This is a genomic window from Mucilaginibacter yixingensis (genome assembly GCF_041080815.1).
GTDB lineage: Bacteria > Bacteroidota > Bacteroidia > Sphingobacteriales > Sphingobacteriaceae > Mucilaginibacter > Mucilaginibacter yixingensis.
The window spans coordinates 1,037,230-1,064,090 of sequence record NZ_CP160205.1; the positions used below are offsets into that span (position 1 = coordinate 1,037,230).

The 26,861-nt window shown below is 46.3% G+C and carries 20 protein-coding genes; 9 read left to right on the top strand and 11 right to left on the bottom strand.

The annotated features are described in order from the left end of the window. Positions 1-8: 8 nt before the first annotated feature. The 4 genes from ABZR88_RS04345 (at position 9) to ABZR88_RS04360 (ending at position 7,452) form a co-directional block, all read left to right on the top strand. Positions 9-3,425 carry an efflux RND transporter permease subunit gene (locus tag ABZR88_RS04345; RefSeq protein WP_107830042.1) on the top strand — a complete coding sequence of 1,139 codons (3,417 nt, stop codon included), beginning with the start codon at positions 9-11 and terminating at the stop codon, positions 3,423-3,425. 147 nt (positions 3,426-3,572) lie between these two features. Further along, positions 3,573-4,448 carry an alpha/beta fold hydrolase gene (locus tag ABZR88_RS04350; protein ID WP_107830044.1) on the top strand — a complete coding sequence of 292 codons (876 nt, stop codon included), beginning with the start codon at positions 3,573-3,575 and terminating at the stop codon, positions 4,446-4,448. A 231-nt stretch (positions 4,449-4,679) separates the two neighbouring features. Next, entirely contained in the window at positions 4,680-6,341 is a 1,662-nt protein-coding gene (locus ABZR88_RS04355) for an ABC transporter ATP-binding protein (protein ID WP_146166581.1), read from the top strand. After that, a complete protein-coding gene (locus ABZR88_RS04360) occupies positions 6,331-7,452 on the top strand; it encodes a glycosyltransferase (RefSeq protein WP_170113648.1) in 1,122 nt (373 codons plus the stop codon). The genes ABZR88_RS04355 and ABZR88_RS04360 overlap by 11 nt, the downstream gene beginning before the upstream one ends. On the opposite strand, the gene ABZR88_RS04365 is transcribed toward ABZR88_RS04360, so the two are convergent. From ABZR88_RS04365 to ABZR88_RS04375, 3 genes are read right to left on the bottom strand one after another with little or no spacing between them, the layout of a single operon-like run. Next, positions 7,386-8,483 (bottom strand): glycosyltransferase family 4 protein, encoded by a 1,098-nt coding sequence (locus ABZR88_RS04365; protein WP_107830050.1) that lies wholly within the window; start codon positions 8,481-8,483, stop codon positions 7,386-7,388. The two genes, ABZR88_RS04360 and ABZR88_RS04365, sit on opposite strands and share 67 nt — an antisense overlap. Positions 8,484-8,495: 12 nt before the next feature. After that, positions 8,496-9,653, bottom strand: coding sequence for an amidohydrolase family protein (locus tag ABZR88_RS04370; RefSeq protein WP_107830052.1), 1,158 nt, complete (start codon positions 9,651-9,653; stop codon positions 8,496-8,498). Further along, entirely contained in the window at positions 9,650-10,390 is a 741-nt protein-coding gene (locus tag ABZR88_RS04375) for a class I SAM-dependent methyltransferase (RefSeq protein WP_107830054.1), read from the bottom strand. The genes ABZR88_RS04370 and ABZR88_RS04375 overlap by 4 nt, the downstream gene beginning before the upstream one ends. Before the next feature lie 454 nt (positions 10,391-10,844). Here ABZR88_RS04375 and ABZR88_RS04380 point away from each other — a divergent pair, with 454 nt between their 5' ends. Genes ABZR88_RS04380 through ABZR88_RS04390 form a run of 3 tightly spaced genes read left to right on the top strand, consistent with a single transcriptional unit; the run spans position 10,845 to position 14,652 of the window. Continuing rightward, the gene (locus ABZR88_RS04380) at positions 10,845-12,344 is read left to right on the top strand and encodes a radical SAM protein (RefSeq protein ID WP_107830058.1); all 1,500 of its coding nucleotides are present in this window, start codon (positions 10,845-10,847) and stop codon (positions 12,342-12,344) included. A 23-nt stretch (positions 12,345-12,367) separates the two neighbouring features. After that, positions 12,368-13,831 carry a radical SAM protein gene (locus ABZR88_RS04385; protein WP_107830060.1) on the top strand — a complete coding sequence of 488 codons (1,464 nt, stop codon included), beginning with the start codon at positions 12,368-12,370 and terminating at the stop codon, positions 13,829-13,831. Next, positions 13,825-14,652, top strand: coding sequence for a bifunctional 2-polyprenyl-6-hydroxyphenol methylase/3-demethylubiquinol 3-O-methyltransferase UbiG (locus tag ABZR88_RS04390; protein WP_107830063.1), 828 nt, complete (start codon positions 13,825-13,827; stop codon positions 14,650-14,652). The genes ABZR88_RS04385 and ABZR88_RS04390 overlap by 7 nt, the downstream gene beginning before the upstream one ends. A gap of 44 nt (positions 14,653-14,696) precedes the next feature. On the opposite strand, the gene ABZR88_RS04395 is transcribed toward ABZR88_RS04390, so the two are convergent. From ABZR88_RS04395 to ABZR88_RS04430, 8 genes are all read right to left on the bottom strand, one after another. Further along, entirely contained in the window at positions 14,697-15,617 is a 921-nt protein-coding gene (locus ABZR88_RS04395) for a hypothetical protein (RefSeq protein ID WP_107830065.1), read from the bottom strand. A gap of 66 nt (positions 15,618-15,683) precedes the next feature. Continuing rightward, a complete protein-coding gene (locus ABZR88_RS04400; RefSeq protein ID WP_211309845.1) occupies positions 15,684-17,039 on the bottom strand; it encodes an O-antigen ligase in 1,356 nt (451 codons plus the stop codon). Beyond that, on the bottom strand, positions 16,972-18,105 hold the full coding sequence (locus ABZR88_RS04405; RefSeq protein ID WP_107830069.1) for a DUF1972 domain-containing protein: 1,134 nt from the start codon (positions 18,103-18,105) through the stop codon (positions 16,972-16,974). Before ABZR88_RS04405 ends, ABZR88_RS04400 begins: the two co-directional genes overlap by 68 nt. Then, the gene (locus ABZR88_RS04410; protein ID WP_170113650.1) at positions 18,102-19,178 is read right to left on the bottom strand and encodes a glycosyltransferase family 4 protein; all 1,077 of its coding nucleotides are present in this window, start codon (positions 19,176-19,178) and stop codon (positions 18,102-18,104) included. The genes ABZR88_RS04405 and ABZR88_RS04410 overlap by 4 nt, the downstream gene beginning before the upstream one ends. Beyond that, complete coding sequence (locus ABZR88_RS04415; protein ID WP_107830073.1) at positions 19,175-20,137, bottom strand: glycosyltransferase; 963 nt, start codon at positions 20,135-20,137, stop codon at positions 19,175-19,177. The genes ABZR88_RS04410 and ABZR88_RS04415 overlap by 4 nt, the downstream gene beginning before the upstream one ends. Then, positions 20,127-21,824 carry a hypothetical protein gene (locus ABZR88_RS04420; RefSeq protein WP_107830075.1) on the bottom strand — a complete coding sequence of 566 codons (1,698 nt, stop codon included), beginning with the start codon at positions 21,822-21,824 and terminating at the stop codon, positions 20,127-20,129. Before ABZR88_RS04420 ends, ABZR88_RS04415 begins: the two co-directional genes overlap by 11 nt. 297 nt (positions 21,825-22,121) lie before the next feature. Further along, complete coding sequence (locus ABZR88_RS04425) at positions 22,122-23,534, bottom strand: oligosaccharide flippase family protein (protein WP_107830077.1); 1,413 nt, start codon at positions 23,532-23,534, stop codon at positions 22,122-22,124. Between the two features lie 67 nt (positions 23,535-23,601). Further along, the gene (locus ABZR88_RS04430) at positions 23,602-24,408 is read right to left on the bottom strand and encodes a glycosyltransferase family 2 protein (protein WP_107830079.1); all 807 of its coding nucleotides are present in this window, start codon (positions 24,406-24,408) and stop codon (positions 23,602-23,604) included. A 386-nt stretch (positions 24,409-24,794) separates the two neighbouring features. Here ABZR88_RS04430 and ABZR88_RS04435 point away from each other — a divergent pair, with 386 nt between their 5' ends. Both ABZR88_RS04435 and ABZR88_RS04440 read left to right on the top strand, forming a co-directional pair. Next, positions 24,795-25,430, top strand: a complete 636-nt coding sequence (locus ABZR88_RS04435; RefSeq protein ID WP_107830081.1) for an RNA polymerase sigma factor — start codon at positions 24,795-24,797, stop codon at positions 25,428-25,430. Continuing rightward, on the top strand, positions 25,427-26,860 hold the full coding sequence (locus ABZR88_RS04440) for a hypothetical protein (RefSeq protein ID WP_107830083.1): 1,434 nt from the start codon (positions 25,427-25,429) through the stop codon (positions 26,858-26,860). The genes ABZR88_RS04435 and ABZR88_RS04440 overlap by 4 nt, the downstream gene beginning before the upstream one ends. The last annotated feature ends 1 nt before the right edge of the window (position 26,861 follow it).

The following is a 26,861-nucleotide window of genomic DNA, read 5'->3' on the forward strand; positions in this document are numbered from 1 at the left end:
GTACCAACATGAAAGATGTTGAAAAAGAATTTAAGCCCTCAAGTTGGGCGATAGATAATAAAACGGCCGTATATGTATTGATAGCCATGATTACCCTGATGGGCTTGATCAGCTATTTCCGGCTGCCGAAAGAGAACTTTCCGGATATTGCCCAGTCTAAGGTGTTTGTAAGTACACCGTATGCTGGCCAGTCGCCGCAAAATATCGAGATCCTGGTTACCCGCCAGTTAGAGAAACAACTGAAATCGTTAAAAGGATTAAAGAAGGTAACCTCTAACTCGATGCCAAACATTTCTATGATCACCTGTGAGTTTAATGCGGATGTAGACATTCGCAACGCCAAACAGGATGTAAAAGAAGCCGTAGATAAAGCACAACAGGATTTGCCGCAGGGCGATAACAACCTGAAGGAATCACAGATCACTGATATTAACGTGGCCGATCTGCCTATTCTTTACATCAATATATCAGGCAATTATGATCTGAAAAAGCTGAAAGAGTATGCCGACAACCTGAAGGATGATATTGAAAGCTTTAAGGAAATATCTAAGGTTGAGGAAATTGGCGCGCTTACATCGCAGATCCAGATCAATGTGGACATGAATAAGATGTCTGCTGCGCAGATTAGTTACAATGATATTATTGGCGCTGTAGGATCCGAAAATATTATCTCTTCGGCAGGTACCATTACCTCTGGCAGTGTACAGCGCACCATTGATATCCGTCAGGATTTTAAGAGTGCTGATGAAGTTGCGGCTATGATTATCCGTAACCCTACAGGTAAAGCTGTTTACTTGCGCGACATTGCCGAGGTTAAAGATGGCTTTGCAGATGCCGACAGCTATGCACGTTTAAAAACGCCCGAGACTGCCGATTTTAAAAGCGTAATCACCCTCAATGTAAGCAAGCGCACGGGCGAAAACCTGATTGAAACGTCGGACAAGATCAACGCCTTGATTAAGGAAAAACAGAAAACTGTTTTCCCCAAAGGGTTGAACATTACCGTAACCGGCGATCAGAGCGATAAAACCCGTTCTACCCTGAATGACTTGATCAACACCATCGTTATCGGTTTCGTGCTGGTAACCGTTATCCTGATGTTCTTTATGGGTAGCACCAATGCCATCTTTGTGGCACTATCGGTACCGTTATCATGCTTTATCGCCTTCCTGGTGATGCCGGCCATCGGGTTTACCATGAACATGATTGTATTGTTCTCGTTCTTGCTGGCCCTGGGTATTGTGGTGGATGATGCCATTGTGGTGATAGAAAATACGCACCGTATATTTAACAATGGAGCGGTACCTATTAAACAGGCGGCAAAAATGGCCGCAGGGGAGGTGTTCTTGCCGGTACTTTCTGGCACAATGACCACCCTGGCGCCGTTTGTGCCACTGGCGTTCTGGAACAGTTTGATCGGCCACTTCATGTTCTTCCTGCCTATTACGTTAATCATCACGCTGCTGGCATCGTTGCTGGTTGCTTATATCATCAACCCGGTTTTTGCGGTTGATTTTATGAAGCCACATCATGATGGCGAGCACGATCATCCTAAGTTTGACCGTAAGGTAAAACGTACGCTGATTGGCCTTGCTGTAGTAGCCGTTTTAGGTTATATGATGAACCGTGGCGTGGGTAACTTCGTGGTGTTTGCAGCTGCGCTTTATCTGATTAACCATTTCTGGTTGCTTAAGGTGATAGATCGTTTCCAAAAAAATGCATGGCCGCGTTTCCAAACCTGGTATGCTAAGTGGCTAGAAAAAGCGGTGAAACGTCCGGTTACTGTGCTGGTGGGTATTATCGTACTGTTTTTCTTCACCATTGCTTTTACCGTTGTGCGTGCGCCAAAAGTGAACTTCTTCCCTTCGGGCGACCCTAACTTTGTGTACGTATATCTTACCCTGCCTATCGGTACAGACCAGTCTTTTACCAACGAGGTGACCAAAAGCCTCGAAAAACGTGTAGCCGATGTTGTTGAGCCAGATAAGGACATCGTTACATCGGTAATCTCAAACGTAGAAAAAAGTGTTACTGATCCGCAAGATGAAGATCAGGGGCAGTATACACACCGCTCTAAAGTTACTGTTGCTTTTGTGGAGTTCTCCAAACGCCATGGTAAAGATACCAAGCTTATTCTGGAGCGAATCCGCAAAGCTGTAGTTGGTATCCCGGGCGCTACTATAGCGGTTAACCAGGAGAATGCCGGTCCGCCGACACAGAAAGATATCAGTATTGAAATTATTGGCGATAACCTGGATACGCTGGTACATACCGGCGAGCGCCTGAAAAAATATATCGATCAGCAGAACATTGCCGGTATTGAAGGCCTAACGCCCGATGTGCAGGCAGATAAGCCTCAGCTCATCTTTAACATCGACCGCGAGCGCGCCAACCGCGAAGGGATTAGCAGTAACCAGATCAACCAGGCATTGGTTACCACCGTGTTTGGATTAAAAGCTGCTGACTTCCGTAACACCAAAGAGGATAAATACGAGATTGTGGTGCGTGCGCAGAAAGCCCAGCGTGATGATATAGACGCTATTAAAAACCTGAAGATCACTTTCAGAGATATTGCTACCGGCGGTCAGATCCGGCAGGTGCCTATCTCGGCCTTTACCGATGTGCGCTATGCTAATACTTATGCTAACATTAAGCACAAGCAACAGCGCAGGGTAATAACACTTAACTCAAACGCAATTAAACCATACACGCCTGATGAGGTGAACAACAACATCAAAAAAGCGCTGAGCGGTTTCCGCCTGCCTGATGGTGTGAGCGTGCGTATGGGTGGTGGTCAGGAAGATCAGCAGGAAGCATCAACCTTCCTGGGTACGGCTTTGCTGATATCATTCGGTTTGATATTAATCATCTTGATGGCACAATTTAACTCCATTGGTAAAACCTTTATCATCCTGAGCGAGATCTTCTTCAGTATCATTGGTGTATTCCTGGGACTGAGCATCTTTGGTATGACCATCTCAATCGTAATGACGGGTGTGGGTATCATTGCGCTTGCGGGTGTGGTGGTACGTAACGGTATCTTGCTGGTAGAGTTTACAGATATGTTGCTGGCACAAGGCGCTAACCTGCACGATGCCGTGGTAGAAGCTGCCCGTACCCGTATGACGCCCGTATTGTTAACAGCCACAGCCGCCATTCTGGGTCTGATCCCGCTGGCGGTAGGTTTCAATATTGACTTTGCCGGTCTGTTTACCTCGTTCCAGCCACATATTTTCTTTGGTGGTGATAACGTAGCGTTCTGGGGGCCATTGTCATGGACCATGATCTTCGGTCTGGGCTTTGCCACCGTTATTACACTGATTCTGGTGCCATGTATGTACATCATCAGGGTACACATTAAAGATTATTTCTTTAAAAAGAAAGACGATAAACATGCAGATGTATTAGCGCTTGAGGAAGCTTAATAACCGTCTGATTTGATATAATCTTATCAAGGCCACCCAATCAGGGTGGCCTTTTTTATTGGCCCGAACGTTCTCCACAAATGCTTAAAACCATCCGAAACAAAACAGGAATAAATAGCTTTTTTAGTAAACACTAACACAAAAAACATGGCATTTATTAAAGCACAACGAGAAAACGGAACAGAGCTTAATCTGTATTACCAGGACTATGGCGCCGGTCGCCCGGTGGTTTTGCTGCATGGCTGGCCGCTTAACAGCAATATGTGGCAATACCAACTGGCAGAGTTGCCTAAGTATGGACTGCGCTGCATTGCGTATGACCGCAGAGGTTTTGGTCAGAGTGATAAGCCGTTTGATGGTTATGATTACGATACACTGGCAGACGATCTGAAAGCCGTGCTTGACGGCCTGGATCTGCAGGACGTAGTGCTGGTGGCCTTTAGTATGGCCGGCGGCGAGGCCGTGCGTTATTTTAGTAAATATGGTGGCGAGCGTGTGACAAAATTAGTGTTGGTGAGCTCGATTGCCCCATATATGCTGCAAACAGACGATAATCCTGACGGTGTTGAGCCCGAAATGGTAGAGCAGATACTGGCTGGCTTGTGGAACGATCATGCTGGTTTTATGCAGGATTTTGGCAAGCAGTTTTTCGGCGTTAGCCTGATGCATCACCCGGTAAGCCAGGGTGTTTTAGATTGGAGCTTTATGAGCGCCATGCAGGCATCCCTTAAAGCTACCATAGATTGTGTTTACAGTTTTACCGGTACCGATTTCAGAGATGAAATGCAATATGTTGACGTACCAACCCTTATTATTCATGGTGATGCCGATAAGGTAGTGCCAATGGAGGCCACAGGTCAGCAAGCTGCTGAGATGATTACCGATAACCAGTTTCTGATTTATGAAGACGAGCCGCACGGCCTGTGGTTTACCTCAAAAGATCAACTGAATACCGACCTGCTGGAATTTATCGGCGCAGAGATGTACATGGAAGTGGGGGATGAGGATGAAGAGGAGGAATAAATTTACCAAGCTCATTTAAATATAAATTATGTCATAGCGAAGAACGAAGCAATCTCGTCGCAGGATTGTCGGAGTTGCAAATCCGCTTTTTATATGACGAGATCGCTTCGTTCCTCGCAATGACAATTTGGTATTATTGCCTTTAATAAAGCTCATTTCCTTCCCCCCCCGGGCAACGTATCAGCATAACCCATCGTAGTACTGATACCGTGCACTCATAAACACCCGGTCTTGAAACAGTTTTTCTCTAAGCTATCCGCCATTTTATCGGCACATGAAAGAAGCCGCATGTTGCTGCTGGCTCTGGCCGATATGCTGACCAGCCTGGTAGATGTATTGTTTCTGGCTGCTTTGGTGCTGCTGATCAATAGCTACACCCATACAGGTACTGGTGTGGTGGGGAACAGGGTTGCAAAATTGCTGGCAGGGTATGACCCTTTGCTGATAACAGGAATCTTTTTATTGCTATACGCTATGAAAAATATAGCTGCTGTTGGGTTAATGCGTATACAACACAAGTTTGTGTCTGGCGTAGCTTCGAGGTTGTCGCAACGTAACCTGTTGCAATACCTGCATGGCAGCTACCTGGATTATGTGCATACAGATTCATCGGTGCGTGTGCGGCAAATCAGCCAGATGCCCATCGAGTTTGGTCAGTACGTGCTCACTAACCTGCAGACTATCATTGCCCAGGGCATTCTCATTTTTTTTACTGTTTGCGCTATGCTGCTGTATCATCCGGCGCTGTTTATGGTTTTGTTTTTGGTGCTTATGCCGCCGGTGGTGTTGTTGGGCCGATATATTAAATGCAGGTTAAGCAAGGTGCGCACGCAAATAAAAGCCAGCGGTGTAAAATCTATCCAGTATCTGCAAGAAGCTTTGGCCGGCTACATTGAGAGTAACGTTTTTGGCAAGACTGATTTTTTTGTCGACCGATTTCAGCAAAGTCAACAGGCGTTAAATCAGGGTATAGCCGTGCAGCAAACTTTGCAGGGTTTGTCATCGCGTTTAATAGAACTGTTTGCTTTGGCTGGTTTTTGTGTACTCGTCGTTTTAAATCGTGTTACCCATGGCAGCGGTATAGACCTGCTGTCTATCGGTATTTTTATGGCTGCTGCTTACAAGATCATCCCGGGTATAGTTAAGATATTAAATAGCGCAGGCCAGATTAAAACCTACAGTTTTACATTGGATGGTTTGCTGCCTGTTACTCATTCATCCGCACAAAAAAATGGTGTTAATATAGCGCCAATCAAATCTGTTGCATTTAAGGATATTAGTTTTAGGTATAACGGCAAACCGGTGCTGAGCAAGTTTAGTTTTACGGCAAGGCAGGGTTGCATGGTAGGCATCTCGGGGGTATCCGGCCGGGGTAAAACTACGCTCATTAACTTGTTGTTAGGCTTTTTACCGGAGGATGAAGGCGAAATTCACATCAACAATCAGCCTGTTGATGTGCTGGCGCGCAAAGGCTACTGGCAGCGCGTTGCTTATGTAAAGCAGCAGGGATTTTTTATTAATGATACCATCCGTGCTAACATCACGTTAAATAATACAGATACCGATGAAAAACGATTAACCGATGCGCTGCGTATTTCTGGGCTGGATAGACTGCTACTGGCAGACGCCGATGGCCTTGATAAGCAGCTGCGCGAAAATGGTAAAAACATAAGTGGCGGCCAGCGCCAGCGGCTGATGCTGGCCCGTGCCCTTTACCATGATTTTGACTTGCTGATACTCGATGAGCCCTTCAGTGAGATGGACGAGGCGGCTGAGCATGCCATCCTTGAGCAGTTGCAACAGTTGCTGCACAATAAGCTATTGTTTTTCATTACCCACAACCATAAGAGCCTTACATTTTGTAACCAAACAATTTTATTGGATGCGGACTGAGCAACAAACATTGATTTTTCTGAGCCCCGGCTTTGCTAAAGACGAGACCGATACCTCTTGCTTGCCCCTGCAGCAACAACTGGTAAAGCACGTGAAAGACAATTACCCGGATCTGCATATTGTTGTAGTTACGCTTCATTATCCATATAAAAAAGTAGCCTATACGTGGAATGGGATTACCGTTTATCCGCTCAACGGAAAAAATCGTGGTAAAATCAGGCGGTTACGCACGTGGATGAAGGCCTTTAGTTTGCTAAAGAAGCTGCGGGAAGAGCATAACATTATAGGGCTCTACAGTTTTTGGTTGGGCGAGTGTGCCATGATCGGTCAGCGGTTTGCGGCGCGGAATCATTACAAACATTTCTGCTGGATTTGCGGACAAGATGCCCGCGAGCATAACCGTTACGTAAAGCTATCGCGCATAACGGTAGGCAACCTGGTGGCCCTGAGTGATGCCATTGCCGAAAACATGGTGAAAAATTATGGGCTCTACCCAGCCAATGTAATTGCAGGCGGCCTGGAACCAGAGCTGTTTGGCAACGACGAACAGGAACGCGATATAGATCTGCTCAGCGTAGGCTCGCTGATTCCGTTGAAACGGCAACATGTTTTCTTAGAGATAGTAGCCCGGTTGCGCAGGCATCGGCCTTACATCAGGGCCGTAATTTGCGGAGATGGGCCCCTGCGAAAATCGCTGGAGGAAAAGGTACAGCAGCTTCATCTCGATAACAATATCATTTTTACCGGTCAGCTGCCCTACAGTGAAGTATTGAAGCTGATGCAGCAGGCCCGGGTGCTGGTGCATCCATCCAGTTACGAAGGCTTGGGTATGGTTATGCTGGAGGCCTTGTATGCGGGCGCGCAGGTTGTGTCGTTTGTGCGGCCTTTCCACAAGCCGGTAGATAACTGGCACATTGTTGACACCTCTTTCCACATGGCCGAAAAAGTCAATGAACTATTGGACGAGCATTATCAGCACCATTATACCCGCCTGGCGCCATACACAATGCATGATACTGCCCGCGCCATATTGCAATTGTTTGATTATAAAGAACCTGCAATAGCCCGTAGTCTGGAAGCAATAGCACTAAATGAAAGTGTAGCGGTATAGTATTCAAGCACCGCCTGGCGCATGGTAAACGGGTTAATAACGGTAGTAAGCTGCAACGCTTTGCAGAGCGAGTCTACATTGCCCGGGTCAAATAAGATGCCCCGCTGCCCGTTATCGGTCATCATTCGGAACGATTGAATGTTGGTAACCACCGGGATGCATCCGCATGATATCCCTTCGCAAAGCGCCGTGCCGCCACCCTCATAATGAGAGCCGGAAACAATAAAATCTGCACTGTTGAACCAGTAAAGCAAATCATCATGAGGGATGGCTCCTACCAGGATAATGTTTTTACCCGATGGATGATTTTTTACCAGGTTTTGAACTTCGGGTAACAGATCATCATTCCGGTAGATCATGTACAGCCTGGCCTCAGGATGTGTAGATGCAAACTGAAGAAACCCTTGCACCACGGTAAGCGGATCTTTATTAGCATTTAAGTGCCCAACCCACAAAAAAACGGGGCTGCCGCTGACGTTTGTTCTGACCCGGGCTTCCGTTTGGTCTGTCGGATAAAATATCGACGATACCTCCATTACCTCATAAATCTTACTGGCATCGGGCAAATTACCGCGTCGCACCCAATCCAATCCCATCTCTTTTGAGGCAAACAGGCAAGCATCAACATAAGCACCTGCCAGTCGTTGCAAAGGTTTCTGTAATTTGTTAAAAGGCAACTCTGCATGATTTTGCAGAATAATTTTTACCGATGACCCAAGTGCATGCCGCAACTGAATAACCTGTAATGGAAAATGCAGACCATGTATAACCACCACATCCGGTTTCTGCGCCTTAATCAACCGGTGCAATTTGCCGGGAAACAGCAGCTGACTTTTGGTAAATCGCCTGAAAAGATATTGTACACCGCTGTGTTGTAAATCGCCCTCAAAATCAATTTGTTCTATGCTGATCACCTCATCGGTTTGGGCCAGTTGTTCCAGTAGTCCGGCATACATATCAATACGCTTTAGCCAGTCTTGTGGCTGGGTAAATTGCGGAGTTGAGGTATAGCCGGCAAACACAAATTTCATGACCGAGTTTTTTTAGGTATGCGCGAAATCGGTTTCGATAGGGAAAGACGCGTCAGGAAAATACCGGCGAATGTTTTGCACCAGCGCAGGTAAATCACCATAAATATATTTGTAACCACTACCCAGTCTTACCTTGCTAAACGGGGATCGATCAATGGTATTGAGTTGTGGATAAAGCATCTCATCAAACAAACGGATCTGGCCCCGGTGCATTACCAGCAGTATATTTTCAGGGTCGGTACCCAGTACGCTGTTGATGGTGTAATCATTGTCTTTTGTTTTGGCCACCACCAGATCGGCATCATAACCGGGGGCAATAATGCCGGTGTCAAAGCCCCAGATAGCCGCAGGAATTACATTCAGACTGTGCCAAAGCTCATGCAGGGTAAGAGCGTTTTCTTGTTGAGCCAGGTGCAGGTGATGCCAGATATTCCAGTTGCCACTCAGGGTAGAGTCAGTTCCAAAAAGAATGGGGAGCTGCTCTTTCAGCGCGGCAATACGGGCGGTTTTACCTATCAGAAAATAATTGCTCTCAGGGCACCATACCAGCGCCTTGAAACTTTTGGCCTGCTGTACATCCATGGCCACGCCGTGAATGCCAATCAGGGGGCGTTGCAGCACATTCCAACGGATTAAATTGTTAATCTCCTCATAAGCGCCGGCATCGGTGCCTTCGCCAATGTGCACAGCCAGCAGTTCGCCCAAGTGGGCCGGGTTATTCAGCTTTAGCTTCCACCGTTGTTCTAATTTTACCGAATGAAGCGATTGATACTGCTCAAACACGGTAATCAGTCCGTTGCTTGGTGTTAACTTTTTGCCATGATTAACAACCGTAGTTACGCCAGCCAGCAAATTCTTGTAAATGCCCCACTGCGTGCGCAAAGCCACCGGCACCTTTAGCACGGCGGCAATTTCATCTTTAAAGGCCTGGTGGATGTAGTTACCCCATTCCACGTAGTTATTGTAAATACGGTTGCCCAGTTGAGGGAACAGATTAAAATCAAGATGATCATGTGAGTTGATCAATCCCGGAAAAACAACAGCATCATCAAAATGAAGTTGCAGCGCATCGCGGTGCTGACCGTTCAGGTGAGTAATCTTATCGTTATTGATACTTATGCTTCCTGCGGTTGCTTCATTGATCTGGTGCACATTGTTCAGCGTAATCATTTTCGTTGCAAATGCAGTCCGTATATCATGGGCATGCCTTCAAATTTTTCATAAACATGCAGGGCGTTGTACTGCTCATAATAGTGCTTCATAGACTCATCAACCGGTATCTGTTCGCTATAAGTTACCTCAAAACCACTTACGGCCAGTATGTCAATAATGCGGTTTACATGGTGCACAAAGTTTTTGATGGCGATGGTTTGATTGCCACTTTTAAAAGTACGCTTGCCACCGGTAGCCAAAGCATCAGGATGAAAATCGGTGATCAGGATATCGCCCTTTTGTTTTAGTATGCAACTCCATGAAAGTAATGCTTCCTCCAGGTTTTGGATGTGCGCCATGGTGAGCGTAGACACAATTACATCAAATGACCCACTGGGGATATCGCTAAACAGATTATCGTTGATCAGGTGAGTTTCGGCACTGCCAAACTTGGCCCGCAGACGTTCCAGCATCCCGGCCGACACGTCAAAGCCCGCCAATCGCACCGGATGGTGTTGCAGCATTTTAGCCCAGTGCCTGCCGGTACCGCAGCCAATATCTGCCACGCTTTTACCGGTTAGATCCACTTGATCGAGTAACCGGCCAAACACCTGCTCATCCAGATCCATCATCAAATTAGCGGGCTGCGCATCATACTGTACCGACCAGATATTGTACGCCTCGCCGGCCTCCTTCTCTGGTATGGGTTTATGAAACAAGTGGGTAGGGAGTATATGTTTTAATGCGGATAACATGGCTGCGATGGTTTTTAGCTATTACGGGGGAGGGGAGGGAATGGTTGCTTTGATCTGGTTGCCTCACCCCAAACCCTCTCCGAAGGAGAGGGGCTCTAGTGAAAAGTTAAAGCTTTTGCACGATAAGAACCACAAGTGCTGGGAAGAAGGAAAGAAGCGTTGGAATTGTGCGATTCCCCTCTTGAGAGGGGTGGAGGGGTGTGTCCTTTATGCCTGCGAAATGACACACCCCTACAGCCGCACTTTCCAACGCGCCCCCTCTCAAGAGGGGATTTTAGCTCTTCTCCACCTTGTGGTCCTTAACGAGCAAGAGAATAAGCTTCTCTCCTTTGGAGAGGGATTTGGGGGGCGGCTGCTCATTTTTTCCATCTGCAGGCAACCCTCCTAATGCCTTCAGCGTAATATTTATACCGGTCGGCAGGTGATCTGGCCGGAAAAATACTGAGACCGAGCTATGAATAAGGTATTGCTGTTTAACCCCCGGAGCGCCGAGAATAAGCCCCGCATCCCCAACTCTATCATGAATATTGCCGCATCCATCAACGGCAAATATGAATGGGTGATTGTTGATGGTAACTGCGAGCAGGATGCTTCCGCAAAAATTGAGAGCTATCTGCAAACCGGCGAGTTTAGTTATCTGGGGTTCTCGGTTATGCCTGGTCCGCAATTGAGGCAGGCCATCCCTATCGCCAAATTAGTTAAGCAGAAGTTTCCAAAAACAACGATGATCTGGGGCGGTTATTTCCCTTCCAATCACTCTAAAGTGGTGCTTGATTCTGGTTATGTAGATTTTATTATTAACGGTCCCGGCGATAACGCTTTCCCGCAATTGCTGGATGCCCTGGAGGAAGCAAAGCCCTACGAGCTGATTAAAAACCTGATTTATAAAGCCGACGGCAAGATCTACAAAACCATCAAGGAAGATCTGCTGGATCAGGATGCCTTGCCGCGGTTACCTTATACCCAGTTAGGTGATTTTTATCCGATTGAACGCTACCTGGGTAAAACCTACCTGGGGCAACGCACGCTGGCTTATCACTCCAGTATAGGCTGCCCGTTCACGTGTTCGTTCTGCGCGGTGGTACCTATTTATGAGGCGCGTTGGAAAGGAAAATCAGCACAGCATATTTATAATGATGTAAAATACATCAAAGATAAATGGGGTGCCGATGCCATTGAATTTCATGATAACAACTTCTTTGTATCAGAAAAACGTGCAGTTGATTTTGCCCGATTGATCAAACCCGAAAATATGAGTTGGTGGGGCATGGCCCGCATTGATACTATGGATAAGTTTAAAGATTCATCGCTGGCAGAGTTGCGCGAGTCTGGCTGTAAGATCATTTTTTTTGGGGCCGAGAGTGGAAACGATAGCGTACTGGAGCAGATGGATAAGGGCGGCACGCAGACCGGCGCACAGATTATCCGCTTTGCCGAGCGGTTGCGCAAGTTTGATATCATCCCTGAATATTCTTTTGTACTGGGTACCCCGGCGCCAACGCCCCAGCAAGTGCAGTCGCAAATTGATTTTGAGATAGATTTTATAAAGAAGGTAAAAGCCGTAAACCCCGATACCGAGATTATTATTTATACCTATAGCCCGGTGCCCACAGAGGGTTCACATCTTTATGAGGATGTGTTGAAGAGTGGCTTTACGTTTCCGCAGGTGTTGGAAGATTGGATCAGTCCGGCGTGGGAGAGTTTTGACCTGCGAAAAAACCCGCTCACACCCTGGTTGCAGCCCGAGATGATAGACAAGATCAGGAATTTTGAAACCGTGCTGAACGGACTTTATCCAACGGTGACCGACATCAGGCTGAACTCCATAAAACGCCGTGCCATCAAACTGGTGGCTGCGTTGCGCTACAAAACCAGTTTGTACAAATATCCATACGAAATAAAACTGCTGCACAAGGTTTGGCGCTATCGCCAGCCGGAGATACAAGGATTTTAAAGAAGCGAAGAGAAAGAGACCCCATGAAAAATATCCTGTTCACCCATTCATACTTTATGCAGTTTGACCCCAAGCAGTGGGGCATCGGTTTGCCCTATCCGCCGTTGGGCACTATAACTGCGGCTGCGTTAATGCGCGAGCAGGGTTACCAGGTTTCTTTATTTGATACCATGTTGCTGGCTGGCCCTGAAGGAGTGGCCGATGCCATCAAACAAAGTAATGCCCGATACCTGGTTGTTTATGATGATGGCTTTAACTATCTCACCAAAATGTGCCTCACCAATATGCGCCAGGCCGCTTTCAGGATGATTAAGATAGCTAAGCAGATGGGGTGCACGGTAATCGTCGCAAGTTCAGACAGTACTGATAATTACCTGAAATATCTGGAAGAAGGTGCCGACTATGTCATCATTGGCGAAGCCGAGCAAACGCTGCTGGAACTGGTTAACCAATTGGAAGCTGGCCAGACCGATATACAACAAATATTAGGACTAGCGTTTTTTGATAAAGGAAAGCTTACCAAAACACCCGGCCGCCCGGTAATGAAAGACCTGGACGCACTGCCGCTGGCTGCCTGGGATCTGGTGGATATGCCCGCCTACCGCGATATGTGGATGAAGAATGCCGGTTATTTCTCCCTCAATATGGGTACTACCCGCGGTTGCCCATTTAAGTGTAACTGGTGCGCCAAACCTATTTATGGTAACCGTTACAACTCGCGCGGGGTAACCCATGTGGTAAAAGAACTGAACTTGCTCATCAATACTTACGGTGCTGAACATATTTGGTTTTGTGATGATATTTTTGGGCTGAAGCCAGGTTGGGTGGCCGAGTTGGCCAAGCAGGTACAAGCCGCCGGACTGAAATTTCGCTTCAAAATACAATCGCGCGCTGATTTGCTTTTGGAAGATGACCAGATTGCCGCCCTGGCCGCAGCGGGTTGTGAAAACGCCTGGATTGGCGCCGAGAGTGGCTCGCAAAAGATTTTGGATGCGATGGACAAGGGCACTAAGATTGAGCAGATTAAACAAGCTACCCTCTTGATGAAGAAGCACGGCATCAGGCCGTCGTTTTTTATTCAGTTTGGTTATCCGGGTGAAACACGGGAGGATATTGCTAAAACCATAGTGATGATCAATGAGTTATTGCCATTTGAGATTGGTATATCAGTATCGTATCCATTGCCCGGCACCCTATTTTACGAACGTGTAAAGGAAGATCTGAAAGCCAAAGCCAACTGGACCGACTCTGACGAGATGGCAATGATGTTCCATCATGCCTTCCCGCCGGCGTTCTATAAACAGTTGCATAAATATGTACATCGCAACTATCACCAGCATCTGGCAAAGTACAATTTCCTGCAGTTGATTAGAAAGCCGTTTAAGGCCGATGCCCGTCGCCTGAAAAAAGCCTTGTCTATACTTTATTATGCTCCTGCCGCTTTGTTTGAAAAAATGAAGCTGCAACAAACCGAAAAAGCATGGTAAACGCTGATGTATCTGCCCCCGACAACGAGTTGCACGCCGAAGCTGCTTTTTCGGCGCAATCTGGTGTGTTTGATCAGATCTACTCTACCGATGCCATTATTGAGTATAAGCGCGCCCGGGTAAGGCAACACGTCCTCAACTTTGTGCCCGTTGGTAGTCGCCTACTGGAACTAAACGCCGGCACTGGCGAGGATGCTATCTTTTTTGCGCAGCAAGGTTACCGCGTACACGCAACCGATATTTCAAAAGGGATGCAAAACGTGCTTGCTACCAAGGTAAAAGCTGCGGGTCTGGATGCACAGGTTAGTAACGAAATATGTTCCTTCACCCAATTAAATGAGTTAAAAGATGGTGGCCCGTACGATGCTGTTTTCTCCAACTTCGGTGGTTTGAATTGTACCGGCGAACTGGATAAAGTGTTGGCCTCGTTACCCGCGCTCATTAAATCCGGCGGTACTGCTACGCTGGTTATTATCCCCAAGTTTTGTTTGTGGGAAACGTTGCTGGTATTTAAAGGGAAATTCAGAACCGCTTTTCGCAGGTTTAATGCAGCTGGCGGTCGCAAAGCACATATAGAAGGCGAGTATTTTAAATGCTGGTATTATAATCCGTCATACGTCATCAAACATACGACTCAGCATTTTGATGTGGTTGCGCTGGAGGGGTTGTGTACCATTGTGCCGCCATCATATATAGAAGGTTTTGGCGATAAGTATCCTTCGCTGTTTAATCGCCTGAAGAAATGGGAAGATCGGCTTAAAGCCGCCTGGCCGTTTAAGTATATGGGCGATTATTTTGTGATAACGCTGAGAAGGAAGTAGGAGTCTGATATATATTCCCGTGTTGTTCTAACGGGAAAAATCTTTCAATTAGCCACAATGTGCTCCGTACTCTCTAATACGCCATGCACTTTGTTGTTGTAGTTATTTAACAGGTGCTTTTGAAAGTTGATGGGATCTGGTTTGGAGCAGTGCTGCTCGGCTATCATGCCCAGTACAAAGCCGTGCATGTTGGTAGCCTTTTCCTGTGTTTTCTTTTGCCATTTTTTGCTGGTGATGCGCATCAGCATGCGGTCTAGCATACAGCCCAGTTTGCTGTTCAACAGAAATTCAACAGCACTTTTTAGCCAGAAGGTTTTTACCGGTTTAGCGGTTGATACGCGCAGGTAATTGTTGGGCAGAAAAACTTGCGTCCAGGTGTTTTCTGCATAAAAACTCTCAAACACGCTGTCGCCTTGCAGCGGCATCAGGGTAACTACTTCAATGGCGGTGTAGATGTTTTTCTCGGTTATCTCCAATTGCTCTTCATCCACATAGTAATTCATGCAGAAATAGTGCTGCTTGTTAAACAGAAAGCTCAGTTTTTTGAGCAGGTGCATAAAGCTGCGCGCTATCCACAAGCGGTTTTTGGCCGTGATGATAAACAGATCTACGTCTGATTCATCGTCGGCATAGTTCTTTGATAAAGAGCCTGAAATGGCAATACCACGCACGTAGGGAAACCGAATCAATAAATCGCTCACCCGATGAGCTATTTTTATGAGCTCGCCGGCTTTACGGTTGCCGGTAATGCGGCGCGATATGAGTGTAGGGTCGTTACGCAGGGTGTAATAATCGCCAAAACGGTAAATGGCGCGACTGGCCACCATGTATCTCAAGGCGGCGTCAACATCTGGCTGATAATATTTTTGCTGCAGATAGAGCAATATTTCAACACGTGTAAGCGGGTAGCTGAACATGTCAAAATAGGCCAGGGTAGCTAAGATATTTCGGTTGATGCTGGTCAAGGCTTTTATTTATAAGTTATTGACAGTGAGTTGTAAGCGGCGCCGTTCCTAGTAACCGCTTTCTATTTAGAATGACGGACTGTTTGCGCTTTTGGTTGCCCTTTGATTAAAAAAATATTGTGTTTTTGTATCTCCTTTTGCCATTGTTTTTCTGGGCAATGCATAAACAAGGAAAGAGAAGAACAAGGCATAGAAATACACGCTTTTTTCTGCATTCAACAGGCTTTCTGATATCGACACGGTGGTAATCAACAATATAAAAGTCATCAGCATAACGTCGTGCCTGATGTATGCGGTCGCAAAGCCGAAACCCAGGGTGCACAAGTAAAACAGCAAGCCCACTATGCCTGAAGTGATGAGGAAAGTGATATACTGGTTATGCGCGTTGAGTTTAAACAGGTAAGAGCTATAGAGCTTTTTCTGAAAGTAAGCATCCATTAGTAAGGGCAGTTCTGCGCCCGAGCCATAGCCCAGAATGGGGCGCTTGTAAACAATCTCTGCAGCAGTTTGCCAGCGGACGAGTCGCGGGTCGGCAGATTCATTGGTGGATGTGTTTTGGGAGAAATCAGTTTTTAACTCAGCTACATAACGCTCTTTGAAACTCTTGGCCTTGAGCGCCCCGCCAATTACCATGGCCGATAATGCTGCGCTGATTAAAGCAAACCTCAGACGGGCTCGTCCTCGCAACGTTAATATAGGGATGGCTAATACAACGGTCAATACCAAAGCAACCAGAATTGCTTTAGACCCCAATTGAACAATGCCGGCCGTTAAAAAAAGCATCCCGGCGGCGCACAGGCAACGGTATAACCATTTAGTCTCTTTTATGGCCAGCAGCAACAGGTTTACCAAAGCAATGGCTACTTGTAATGAGAAAAATGTTGCATGGATACCCAGCGGTGCCGAAAAATGGTGATTAACAAATGTGTCTGAAAAAATGCTTTTTAGTGGCAAATGGAAATAAATAATCCGCCGGAAGGCGCAGGTATATAAAAACAAGACGCAGCCTACACAGACAACAGAGAAGACGAGTAAAAGACGATCCCGGTATTTACTAAAGTTGAACGGATTAATGGCGAAGAAAACAGGTATCAGCAGCACCAGCAGTAATCGCGTTAATTCATCCAGGCCCAGATTAAAAAAATGAGTATAAGTAAGACTGATAAGCGTGATCAGAAACACGCTTATCAGGGCCAGATTCCTAATGTTCCACAGCCCGTCCAGATCCTTGCAACGCAGATGGATCAGCGTATGCACGGCAAAGCATATAAAGGCTGTTTGGCTGTAAAACTTATCAAAAGGCAGCGTAACCAATAGCAGCATGATCAGATAATAGCTGATCTGGTTTTGCAAACTATCCCCGGTTAAGAGCAACTTGTTTTTCATGGTGGCTACAGTAGCAATCAAAAATGAAGGCCTCATACTGATCGATGATGTTTTGCCAGTTAAATACATCCTCAATCTTGTGGAGGTTGTTTTTTACCATATTAATTTCCGGCTCTTTGCGTTGTACAGTTTCTACCAGTTCGCGTACTTCGTTGGCGTTAGAAAAGTAAAAGGCATCTGCATTGAGCACCGCTTTGTTAAACGGATTGTTGTGTGCAGCTATCAGCGCTTCGCTGGCCATGGCTTCCAGCAAAGATGGATTGGTGCCCCCCACGCTGTGCCCGTGAAAGTAAAGGTAGGAGTGATTTTGCAGGGCACGCACCTTGGCGTTGTCCCAAATACCACCTTTAAAGTCAATACGGCTATCGTTCTGGAAACGGTTTGTGATGTATTTGCCAAAGCGGTTGCTGGTATCGCCCAAAACTTTAAATGATTTTTTTGAATTGCTGGCGTTAAAACCTTCCAATATGGTTTCAATATTGTTTTCGGGTTCCATACGGGCCATCAGCAAAAAGTAATCTTCTTTTTTAAATGTATCCGGGTCTACCTGTTCCCGCTCAATATCGCTATAAGGCTCGGCGCCGTAAGGGATGTAACAGCTTTCAATGTTATACCTGTCGGCCAGATAAGAGCGAATGGCAATAGAGTCTGATATATAAAAATCGCTATACTTTACGGCAAGCTTTTCGGCATATTTTAAAAACTGCTGCACGGGTTTAGAGTATTTGGAACGTGCCCATTCCAAACCGTCCATATTGGTAATGATGGTGCTTTGCTTAGGGAAGAAACTGCCCCAAACAGAGCTGCTGGTGTAGCCCATCATTAGTATCACGTCAAAGTTGCGTTTACGTGCATCGCGTAAGCAATTAAAATCATATACAAACTGACCGGCGGTGCCTATTTTGTATTCAGGATCATGACAGTGTACAATGTTTACGCCGTTCCAGCTATCTTCCTGGTAAGGGTGGTTGTGCGAGTTGTAAACGGTAACCGCATGCCCTTTTTTTACCAGACCTGCCGATACATATTCAGAGATATGCTCAAACCCGCCGTAATAATTGGGAATACCGCGGGTGCCTAAAATAGCGATGTTCAGTTTCATGATGATAGGATAGTTTGGTATGCGTTTAACGTTATCCTGGCGGCTTGCTGCCAGGTGCAGTTTTCTAATAGGTATTGACGTAAGCGCTGCCTGTATGGTTGCCTTGAGGCCGCTACTATATTATCATAAATACTTTGAGTTGATTGCGGATCGCAGTACCAGGCATCATCGCTAAAGTAATCTCGCGTGTCGCCCTTGTCGGTTATCACCAGGTTGCATCCCATTGCGGCGGCTTCTAATGAGCTGAGGCCTGTGGTTTCAAACCAACTGGGCAGTACATGCACCTTCGCCCGTTGGTAGTAAGCCAACAGCTCCTGCTGAGGGATATGGTCTATAAACTGCACATTGGCGGCAGCTTCCCTGCGGCAGGCCTCATAATAAGCCAACTGATTAGCCGAGTGCGCCCCGATGATGAGCAGCCTAAACCGGGTATTATTCAATGCCCGAATCAGGTTCAGTTGGTTTTTTAAACCTTCTATACGCGCCACGCACAGCACCAGGTTCTCATCTTTCGGGCTGCCATTATCTACAAAAAGTTCGGGGTTGATACCGTTGGGCACAATCATGTGCGGCATGTTGGTGCCATATTTCTTTACAATGCGGCGGTACTCTGAATGCGAATTGGGCAGAATGAGCGCCGCTTTACTCAGCACCTCGTGCATGCTCCGACGCTGACCTTTCCATAGGTAGTCAACACTGTTTAGCTTGTCTTTTTTGCGCACAAAGCGGGCAATGGCTTTGAGGTATTCAATGCTATCGGCAGGGAGCAGGTTGAAGATTATTCCACTCAGGCCCGGGCGGTGCTTGCGGTCAAACTCGCTATAATCAACCAATATGGTGGAGATGACCGACGGCTTGCCCGATGCCCGTTGATGTTGCAGAATGTCTGCCGGTCTGGTGATGTTAAAGAAGTGAAGTAAATCGTACCGTTCGTAATCAATCTCAGCGTCGGCGGGTAACACGTCGGCATCAATCCCCAGCGCTTTTAATTGGCTGGCGGTTTGTTGTATTTGTATGGTGTCACCTCCTGGAGTGCTGTACAACGTTGTCCGGGTTATTAAAGCTACTTTCATAACCGGTTCGGACTTTTGCGGTGTAACCATAAAATAATTTCCTCTGGCAGGTAGCTTGCAAGGTACAGCAGGTATGAGTCTAGCCGCAGCGGGTTTATGCGGATAGCTTTTGCAATGTGGTAGCGCGCTTTTTGCGGCTGATAATTATCGGCCAGAAATTTTTTGCCGCATAACGCATTATAAGCGCTGTGCTTGATTTTTGTAACGTTTTGACTTTTAATGATATTTAGTATCTCGTCGGCCTCGGTTGCAGTAATGAAGCCGCGGGTAACAGCGGCACGTTTTAACTCGCGGAAACGTTTGCCCCGCCATTTTTCATCAATGGTGATAGAGAAGGGGTTGAGGCGATATTTTACCAGTGGCTCAGCCAGGTTATACATGCGGCCTGCATGGGTCAAATTGGTCCACAGCAGGTAATCTTCAAAATTATGGCCGTTCTCCTGGTAGCCGCCTGCATCCAGCACGGGTTGTTTTCTGAACATTACGGCCGGGTGCACAAACGGGCAGTAGAAGTACATCTTCTGCATAATCTCCTCGTGCGTGTGGGCAATGCATTTAAAGCTGAAGAGGTGATCGCCATTGTCAAGCATATAATCTACGTCGCTGCCAACCAACACGTAGTCTGGGTTTTGTTGAAGAAAGCGCAGCTGTTTTTCCAGACGCTCGGGATAACAAATGTCATCGGCATCAAAGCGGGCAATGTATGCTGCGCGGGCGGCCCTGAGACCGGTATTAAGGGCGGCGGCCACGCCTTCGTTCTTTTCTTTATCGATGAATACAATCCGCTCATCGGTAAAAGCCCTGATAATCTGTGCTGTGCGATCGGTAGAACCGTCGTTCACAATCAGTAGTTCAAAATCAGTATAAGTTTGCCGCAATACAGACATGATGGCCTCGCATATATACTTTTCGGCGTTATATGCAGGCATCAAAACTGTTATTTGCGGGTTACCAGCCATACGCTAACGGGTTAGGTTGTTCTTTTTCAGCTTGATAACAGGGCAAAGCCACCGGCGCTTTGACAACAGGCTGATGTTCTTTGATATCCAGAAACAGCATCAGCTCAAACAATACCAGGATGGATAGCTGCTCAAACCAATAATCGCTGGTAAAAGCGGCCGTCATTAATAGCAGTATGGGCAGGCCGTAGGTGAGTTTTTTATAGTGCTTAAAGAAGTACCCCAAATAGGTTACTACAAATAACAATAGGCCGATGATGCCATACTCGCCCAGCATTTGGTCATAGGTGCTGTACGGACTGTTGGATAACGAGTGTAACCCCGGCTTTTTGCTGAAAAAATTGAGATACAGATCCAGATGATTCTTCAAAAAATCCGGATGGATATAGATATACTTTTGTGGCCACCCGCCGGTAAATTTCAGGTTGGTGGTGCGGAAGGCCAGCTTTGACGAGAAATTGCCCAGCCCCGCGCCAACTATCATTTTTGCCGGATGCTGTTTGAGGTAATGCACTGTTTGCAGCCAGCTCTCGGCCTTTCCGGGTAGCCGCGAATCCTGGTAGGGTTTGCCTGATACCGGTAACTGCGCCTGATGAGCAGCTATAAAAGCCAGCAACAGGTTCTGCTCGCCATCGGTAAACTTACGCTCCTGGTAGGGTTCTGCGTTGAGGTTGGGTTTGGGTATAAACGGTATGGCGGCGTTACCAACCGGTTTTACACTCCGCACGGCATTTAATGAGTCTGTTTTGGCGCGGTTGATGCTATCAAGGTATAGGTAGGCTGTTTTTTGGCGGCGTTCATCAGGCGTGAGGCTCTTATCAGGGCGAAGATACACTGGTAATTGCTGGCTGGTATCTGGCTGGATGGTGGTTTTACTATCGTTGCCCAGGATGTGCTCAACAACGTTGAATACATAGCTGTTGTTTTGCGGCGATACCTTGCCCATAAAAACGCAAAGCATACAAAAGAATATCACAATGAAGCTTTTCTGATTTTTATCAGTCCTGAATGCAAATAGAAGGGCCAGCACAGCCAGCAATAATATATTGGTGAAATTGCTGGCAGTAAGTAGCATTACTGCAGTGCACAGCACAAACATCCACCCGTTTTTACGTTGCAGAAAATAAACCATGCCAAACGCATTGATGAATGCATTGGTGGTTGAGGTATCAAACGTGAGGCCCTTTATAAAATCGCCGGTGCTGATAAAGTATTTCTGATACTGACCCTGATACAGGTAAGGGTTAAGCGCCTTGATTTCCCAAACAATAGCCGCCAGGTTTAGAATTGATACAGCCGCATTTAATAAGAAAAACAGGAGTAGCGTGCGGTGAATCAGAGCGGTGTCTTTTTCTTCTATTTCGCGCTTTAGCTGATGCGAGCAGGCCAGGCAAATTATCCAGAACGCCATACCGGTTAGAAACACCGACACATAATGCGGCGGATTATGCAGGTTGAACAGCCAGCTAGTTAAGGCCGCCACAATAATGAGCGGATAGAATAGCGGCAGGCGCGGGTTTTTAAAGTTAATACGGGGCCTGAATTGCGGTTGGAGAATAAAGATCAGCACAATAGCCAGCACTTTGGCAGCCAGTTTTACGTCCATAAAAAGCACCAGGAAAACGAAGAGTTTCCAATCCGCGTAATCCTTTACTTTTTTTAGGGTTAAAGCAGGCGATTGCGCCATAGTTTTATTGCGTTAGTTCGGTATAAGAAAGCCCAGTATGTTGATGGCTTTACGAAGGGAATACGGTAGGGGAGTAGCGGCGGTTGCCTGAGCGAAACGAATTAAAACGAAGAAATACAACATGCCGCTCCTGCGGAGTTTTGCTATATGATAAGCGCACCGCTATTAACATAACATCCCTACGGGATTAAATTTTGACGAAGTATGCTAAGTACCCCAGAGGGGTGAAATGTCAATAGTATTAAAGTAAGCGCATGAAAGAGCTCCATCGGAGCGGCATGTTTCTGAAATACCTGTTTATTTAAGGATCTCCTTTAGCGTTGCCACATCACCGCGGCGGGCCTGACGGCTAACAGCCAGCATCAGCATAAATAAGATTATTGCGGCGCCAGGTGCCAGGAATGCGTTGGAAATAAAGTGGTTTATCGTCAAGATGCAGCCGGCCGCTGATGCGGTACAAACCAGCCAACTAACAAAGGCAGCCCGGAGTTGCACAATATGGTTTTTAGAAATATAGAAAACACACTGCGCACTTAAGGATACCAAAACTGATACAGCCGCACCCTCGTTTTTATAAATGGGGATCAGCAGTAAGTCGAGCCCTATATTGATGATCAACGCAATCAGAAATGAGTGAAAGATCATTTTTAGCCTGCCCTGCGCAAAGTACATGGTCCACAAAAAGTTGTTAAGGTAGATGACGGGCACGCTGAGCGACAGCAAAAAAATGGTATTGCGGTTCACTGCACCATATTTGCCTGCAGTTACCCAATCAACCATCGGGCTCCAGCATACATTTAGCAGCAGAATGGTAAGCGTGGCAATGCCCATTTCTATTCGTGCCAAATTAGCCAGCTTGCTGGTGTTGTACGAGTTGTTTTTAAAAAGTTGTGTAAACTTTGGGATGAGTAAGGGGGCGATGGCCAACAGGGGCAGGGTAGACAGCTCATAAAGCTTATAAGCAAAACTGTACTCGGCCAGTTTAACAGAAGAGAGGTATAAGCCGATAAAAATCCAATCGAACCGGGAGAGTGCCGACGTGATAATAACCACCCCTGCTTGCGGTAAAGCAGTTTTAAGTAACTGCAAGTACTGCCTGAAATGCCAGCGCGACAGAAAACGGACACCCACCCGCAATTTAAACAAGGCGATGGTGCAGATCATCTCGGCCAGATCGCCGGCTATAAAAATAATAACCACCGTTTGCAGGTCTAACCGGTGCACCCACATTAGTAATATCAGCGCACAGCCACGTAACGCGTTTGACACTACCGACACGCCAGCCAGCAACTTAAAGCGCTCCAGCCCGTTGGCCACCTGCTTAAAGGGCGTTGAAAAATACATGCCCATTTTACCAATACCAATAAGCAGCAGGATAGGGTAAACGGTTAATAACGATGGTGCAATAAGCCAGCCTATAAACAGTATCAGATAAAATAAGCCTCCCGTTAGCACCACATGAAAACAGTATAAGGAAAGATTAAGCGATACATCTTCGCCAGCGGCGGTTTTTTTGATAAGCAGTTGGTCAATCCCCATAGACAGGATGTAAGGCGCCACCATCAGAATAGCCAGTACCAGGTTAATCTGCCCGAAGGTGTTTTTATCCAGATGGGTAGAAAGCGCGTAGAAAATGAGCAAGCCAAATAATTGGTTAAGCACCAGTTGCACCGCGTTGAAAGAGAAATTGTGTATCAGCTTTGCTTTCATAATTCCGGCTCACTTAAACAATCTTCTCAAAGATATAATAAAGCCCCTGATGGGGTAGGATGAGGTGTCAATATTCAAGGGAAAGACTTTCTGGATAATAATCTGTTTTATTTATACCGACAGCTCCCATTTTTTGCAGCAGGTGATATTTAAGCCAGGTATGGCGGGCAGTGTTGGTAGCAATGTACCAGCCCTCTTTACCATCGGCAAAGCCAAGGTAAAAAACATAGTTCTTTATAAAATTAAAGGATGGTGACAGCCAGCGTTTTATAAAGCTGCTTTTTTTACCAGCCTGATGATACTTCTGTGCGCAAAGGCGGGCATAAAGCAGGGCCTTTTGTTTGTATTCAGTTAATCCGTCTACCGAGTAATGGTGAATGCAGCCGTCTAGTTTCTTTTTCACTGCATTACCTGGTAGCAGCAAAGTTTCATGCACCTGCAGTTCAGACCAGCGCACATGCTGGCGGTTAAACAGGCGGATATGATGATCGCGTCCCCAACTGCCAAATCTGACTAGCTTTTTGCCAAAGTAGGTTTTAAAGCGGATGTCATAAACTGCGGTTGAATCTTTATAATTAAGCTGCTGCAACGCTTCAATCAGATTATTATCGGTCACCTCATCTGCATCAAGACTAAGCACCCAATCGTACCGGGCCAGTGCAATGCCTTTGTTTTTGTTGGCGCCGTAGCCGCTCCAATGGCGCTCAAAAACGCGACAACCCAGGCTATGCGCAATTTGCATGGTGTGGTCTGTACTGCCATTATCAACCACCACAATATCATCGGTAAACCGGCGGGCAGCCTTTATGCATTGGGCAATTACTTCGGCCTCATTCTTGGTAATAATCACAACAGAAACAGGTATCATCATCATATATGCAGCGCGCTTAGGGGTGAGCCGCTATAAACATATATCGTAAGGAAAGGGTGATAGGTTGCTTTGTGGGGGATTAAAAATTGAAGATTAGAGATTAAAGATCAGAAGCTCCTGACTAACAACTTATCATCAACTAATCTTCGATCACTTATCTCTAATCTTTAACCCCCATTCTTCATTCTTTTTCTCCTGCCAAATCATTATCTTCATAATAGGTTTTTGTGCCTAAAAGATATTCAATTAAATATCTGTAAATCAACTATTTAAATTTATTGTAAAAAATTTGATGCCACAGCAGGCAACCATCGTCATATTTTAATCGTGATGTGGGTAAAATGTGATATAGAAGGTGAACATATTTTAAATCAGGGTAACGCCCCAATATGACCGAGCAAGAGTTACATCAACTGATCAGAGGCTGTGTGAAGCAGGACAGAAAATGTCAGAAAATGCTATACAAAGCATTTTACGGCTTTGCTATGGGAATATGCCTCAGGTATGCCGGCGATCGCGATGAAGCTGCCGAAGTGATGAATCAGGGCTTCTTTAAGGTGTTCACCCATATTGAAAAATATGATCAGACAAAGCCCTTCAAGGCATGGCTGGGGCGAATCATGATGAATGCATCGATTGACAATTACCGCGCCAACCTGAAAATGGCTTACACTGATGACCTTGAAAAGGCAGAAAACATTAGCGATAACGACCTGCCAGACCGTAAGCTGAACTATGACCAGCTGCTGGAAATGGTGCAGAAACTGCCACAGGCTTATCGCACGGTGTTTAACCTTTTTGCAATTGAAGGTTACGGGCACGATGAAATTGGTGAGATGCTGGGTATTAGCGCCGGAACGTCAAAATCAAACCTGCACAAGGCCAGGCAAAAACTAAAAGATATGATTTTAAAAACCGATGCCTACTACCGGGCAAGCGGTAACGATAAAGCAAGTTATACCACTATTGTAGCTATCAATACTACAGACATGAATAGTATTTTAAACAGGGGTTTCAGGATATGAGCGGGGAAGATAAAAATAAGCTGGATGAGTTGTTCAGGAAAGGACTGGAAAGTCCCGACCGCGAGCCTGGCTTTGCGGAGGGCGACTGGAACGACCTGAAAGCACTTCTGGACGGCGATAAAAAGCGCCGCGGAGGCGCCATTCTGCCCCTATGGCCATATCTGAGCGGTGTGGCTGCATTACTGCTGCTGGCATTGGGCTGGTGGTTTTTTACTACTGGTAAACCTGCTGCCGATAATAACAACAATTTGGCCGGAGCCAAGCATCCTGTTGTTAAATCAAATAGTACTGCTAATATTCCGCAGGGTACAGATACTGTGGCTGCTCAAACAAAACCCGGTAGCGAACAGAACAATAGCGCGCCGCAACAAACTGAGCAGAAGGTATTACCACAGCAGCCAACTGCACCTGTTTTGGCAGGAGCCAGCCATGTACAGCGTCATCCACAGCGTGTTGATGCCGTTAATGGCAGCAAATCATCCGTTGGTGGTCAACAAGGTAGTCAACCGGCTAGTGGTAATCAGGCAAACATTCATAACAACTTGATGGCCGGTGCTACGCAGCCATCAGTGTCAAATATTAAACAGCAGGCACCTGCCGTGCAATCTTCAGGTACTGATAATAATGTGGTAAGTAATAATCCTGCAAATGCTAATCCGGTTAATACTAACCCGGTACAGAGCAATATAATGGCTGGGAACGTTATTGCCGATAACGTTCAGACCACCAATGCCACGCAGGCCAGTCAGCCTGATAAGCAGCAGGCCAATGTTGCCCAGCAGCCAGAGCAGAAAACAAAGCCGAAAGTTAAAAAGACAGCTGTTAATTCGTTTTTTGCTAAACCACAGTTTGCTATCAGCATATTGGGCTCGCCTGATATTAATGGCGTAAAATCATTTAGCCAGAGCCGTGTGGGTACCAATATTGGCATGCTGTTCTCGGTTAGTTTCGGTAAACTCAGCATCAGCACCGGTGCAGCTTATTCCAAAAAGCCGTATGAAACCAGCGCTGCTGACTACCATGCCGCTTACAAGTTCAAGGTAGATCCATCAGATATTTATGCTGATTGCCGTGTACTGGATATTCCGTTAAATGTTGATTACCGGTTTTATCGTAAAAACCGTAACTCGTTTAGCGTGGGCACAGGTTTGTCATCATACATTATGCTGAGCGAGCGTTACACTTATACTTATGATACGCCGTATGCCGGGCCAGCTGGGTATGCTATCACCAACCGTAATCAGCATATACTGGGGGTATTAAATCTTAATACCACCTATCAAAGGCAAATTAATTCAAAGTTTAGTGTAGGCGTTCAGCCATACTTAAAAATACCGTTAACAAATATCGGCGCAGGCCAGGTGCGGCTCCAGTCGGCAGGGGTGGCCGTAGGCTTTAGCTGGAATATCAGTCCTTCTAAAACACCTTAGC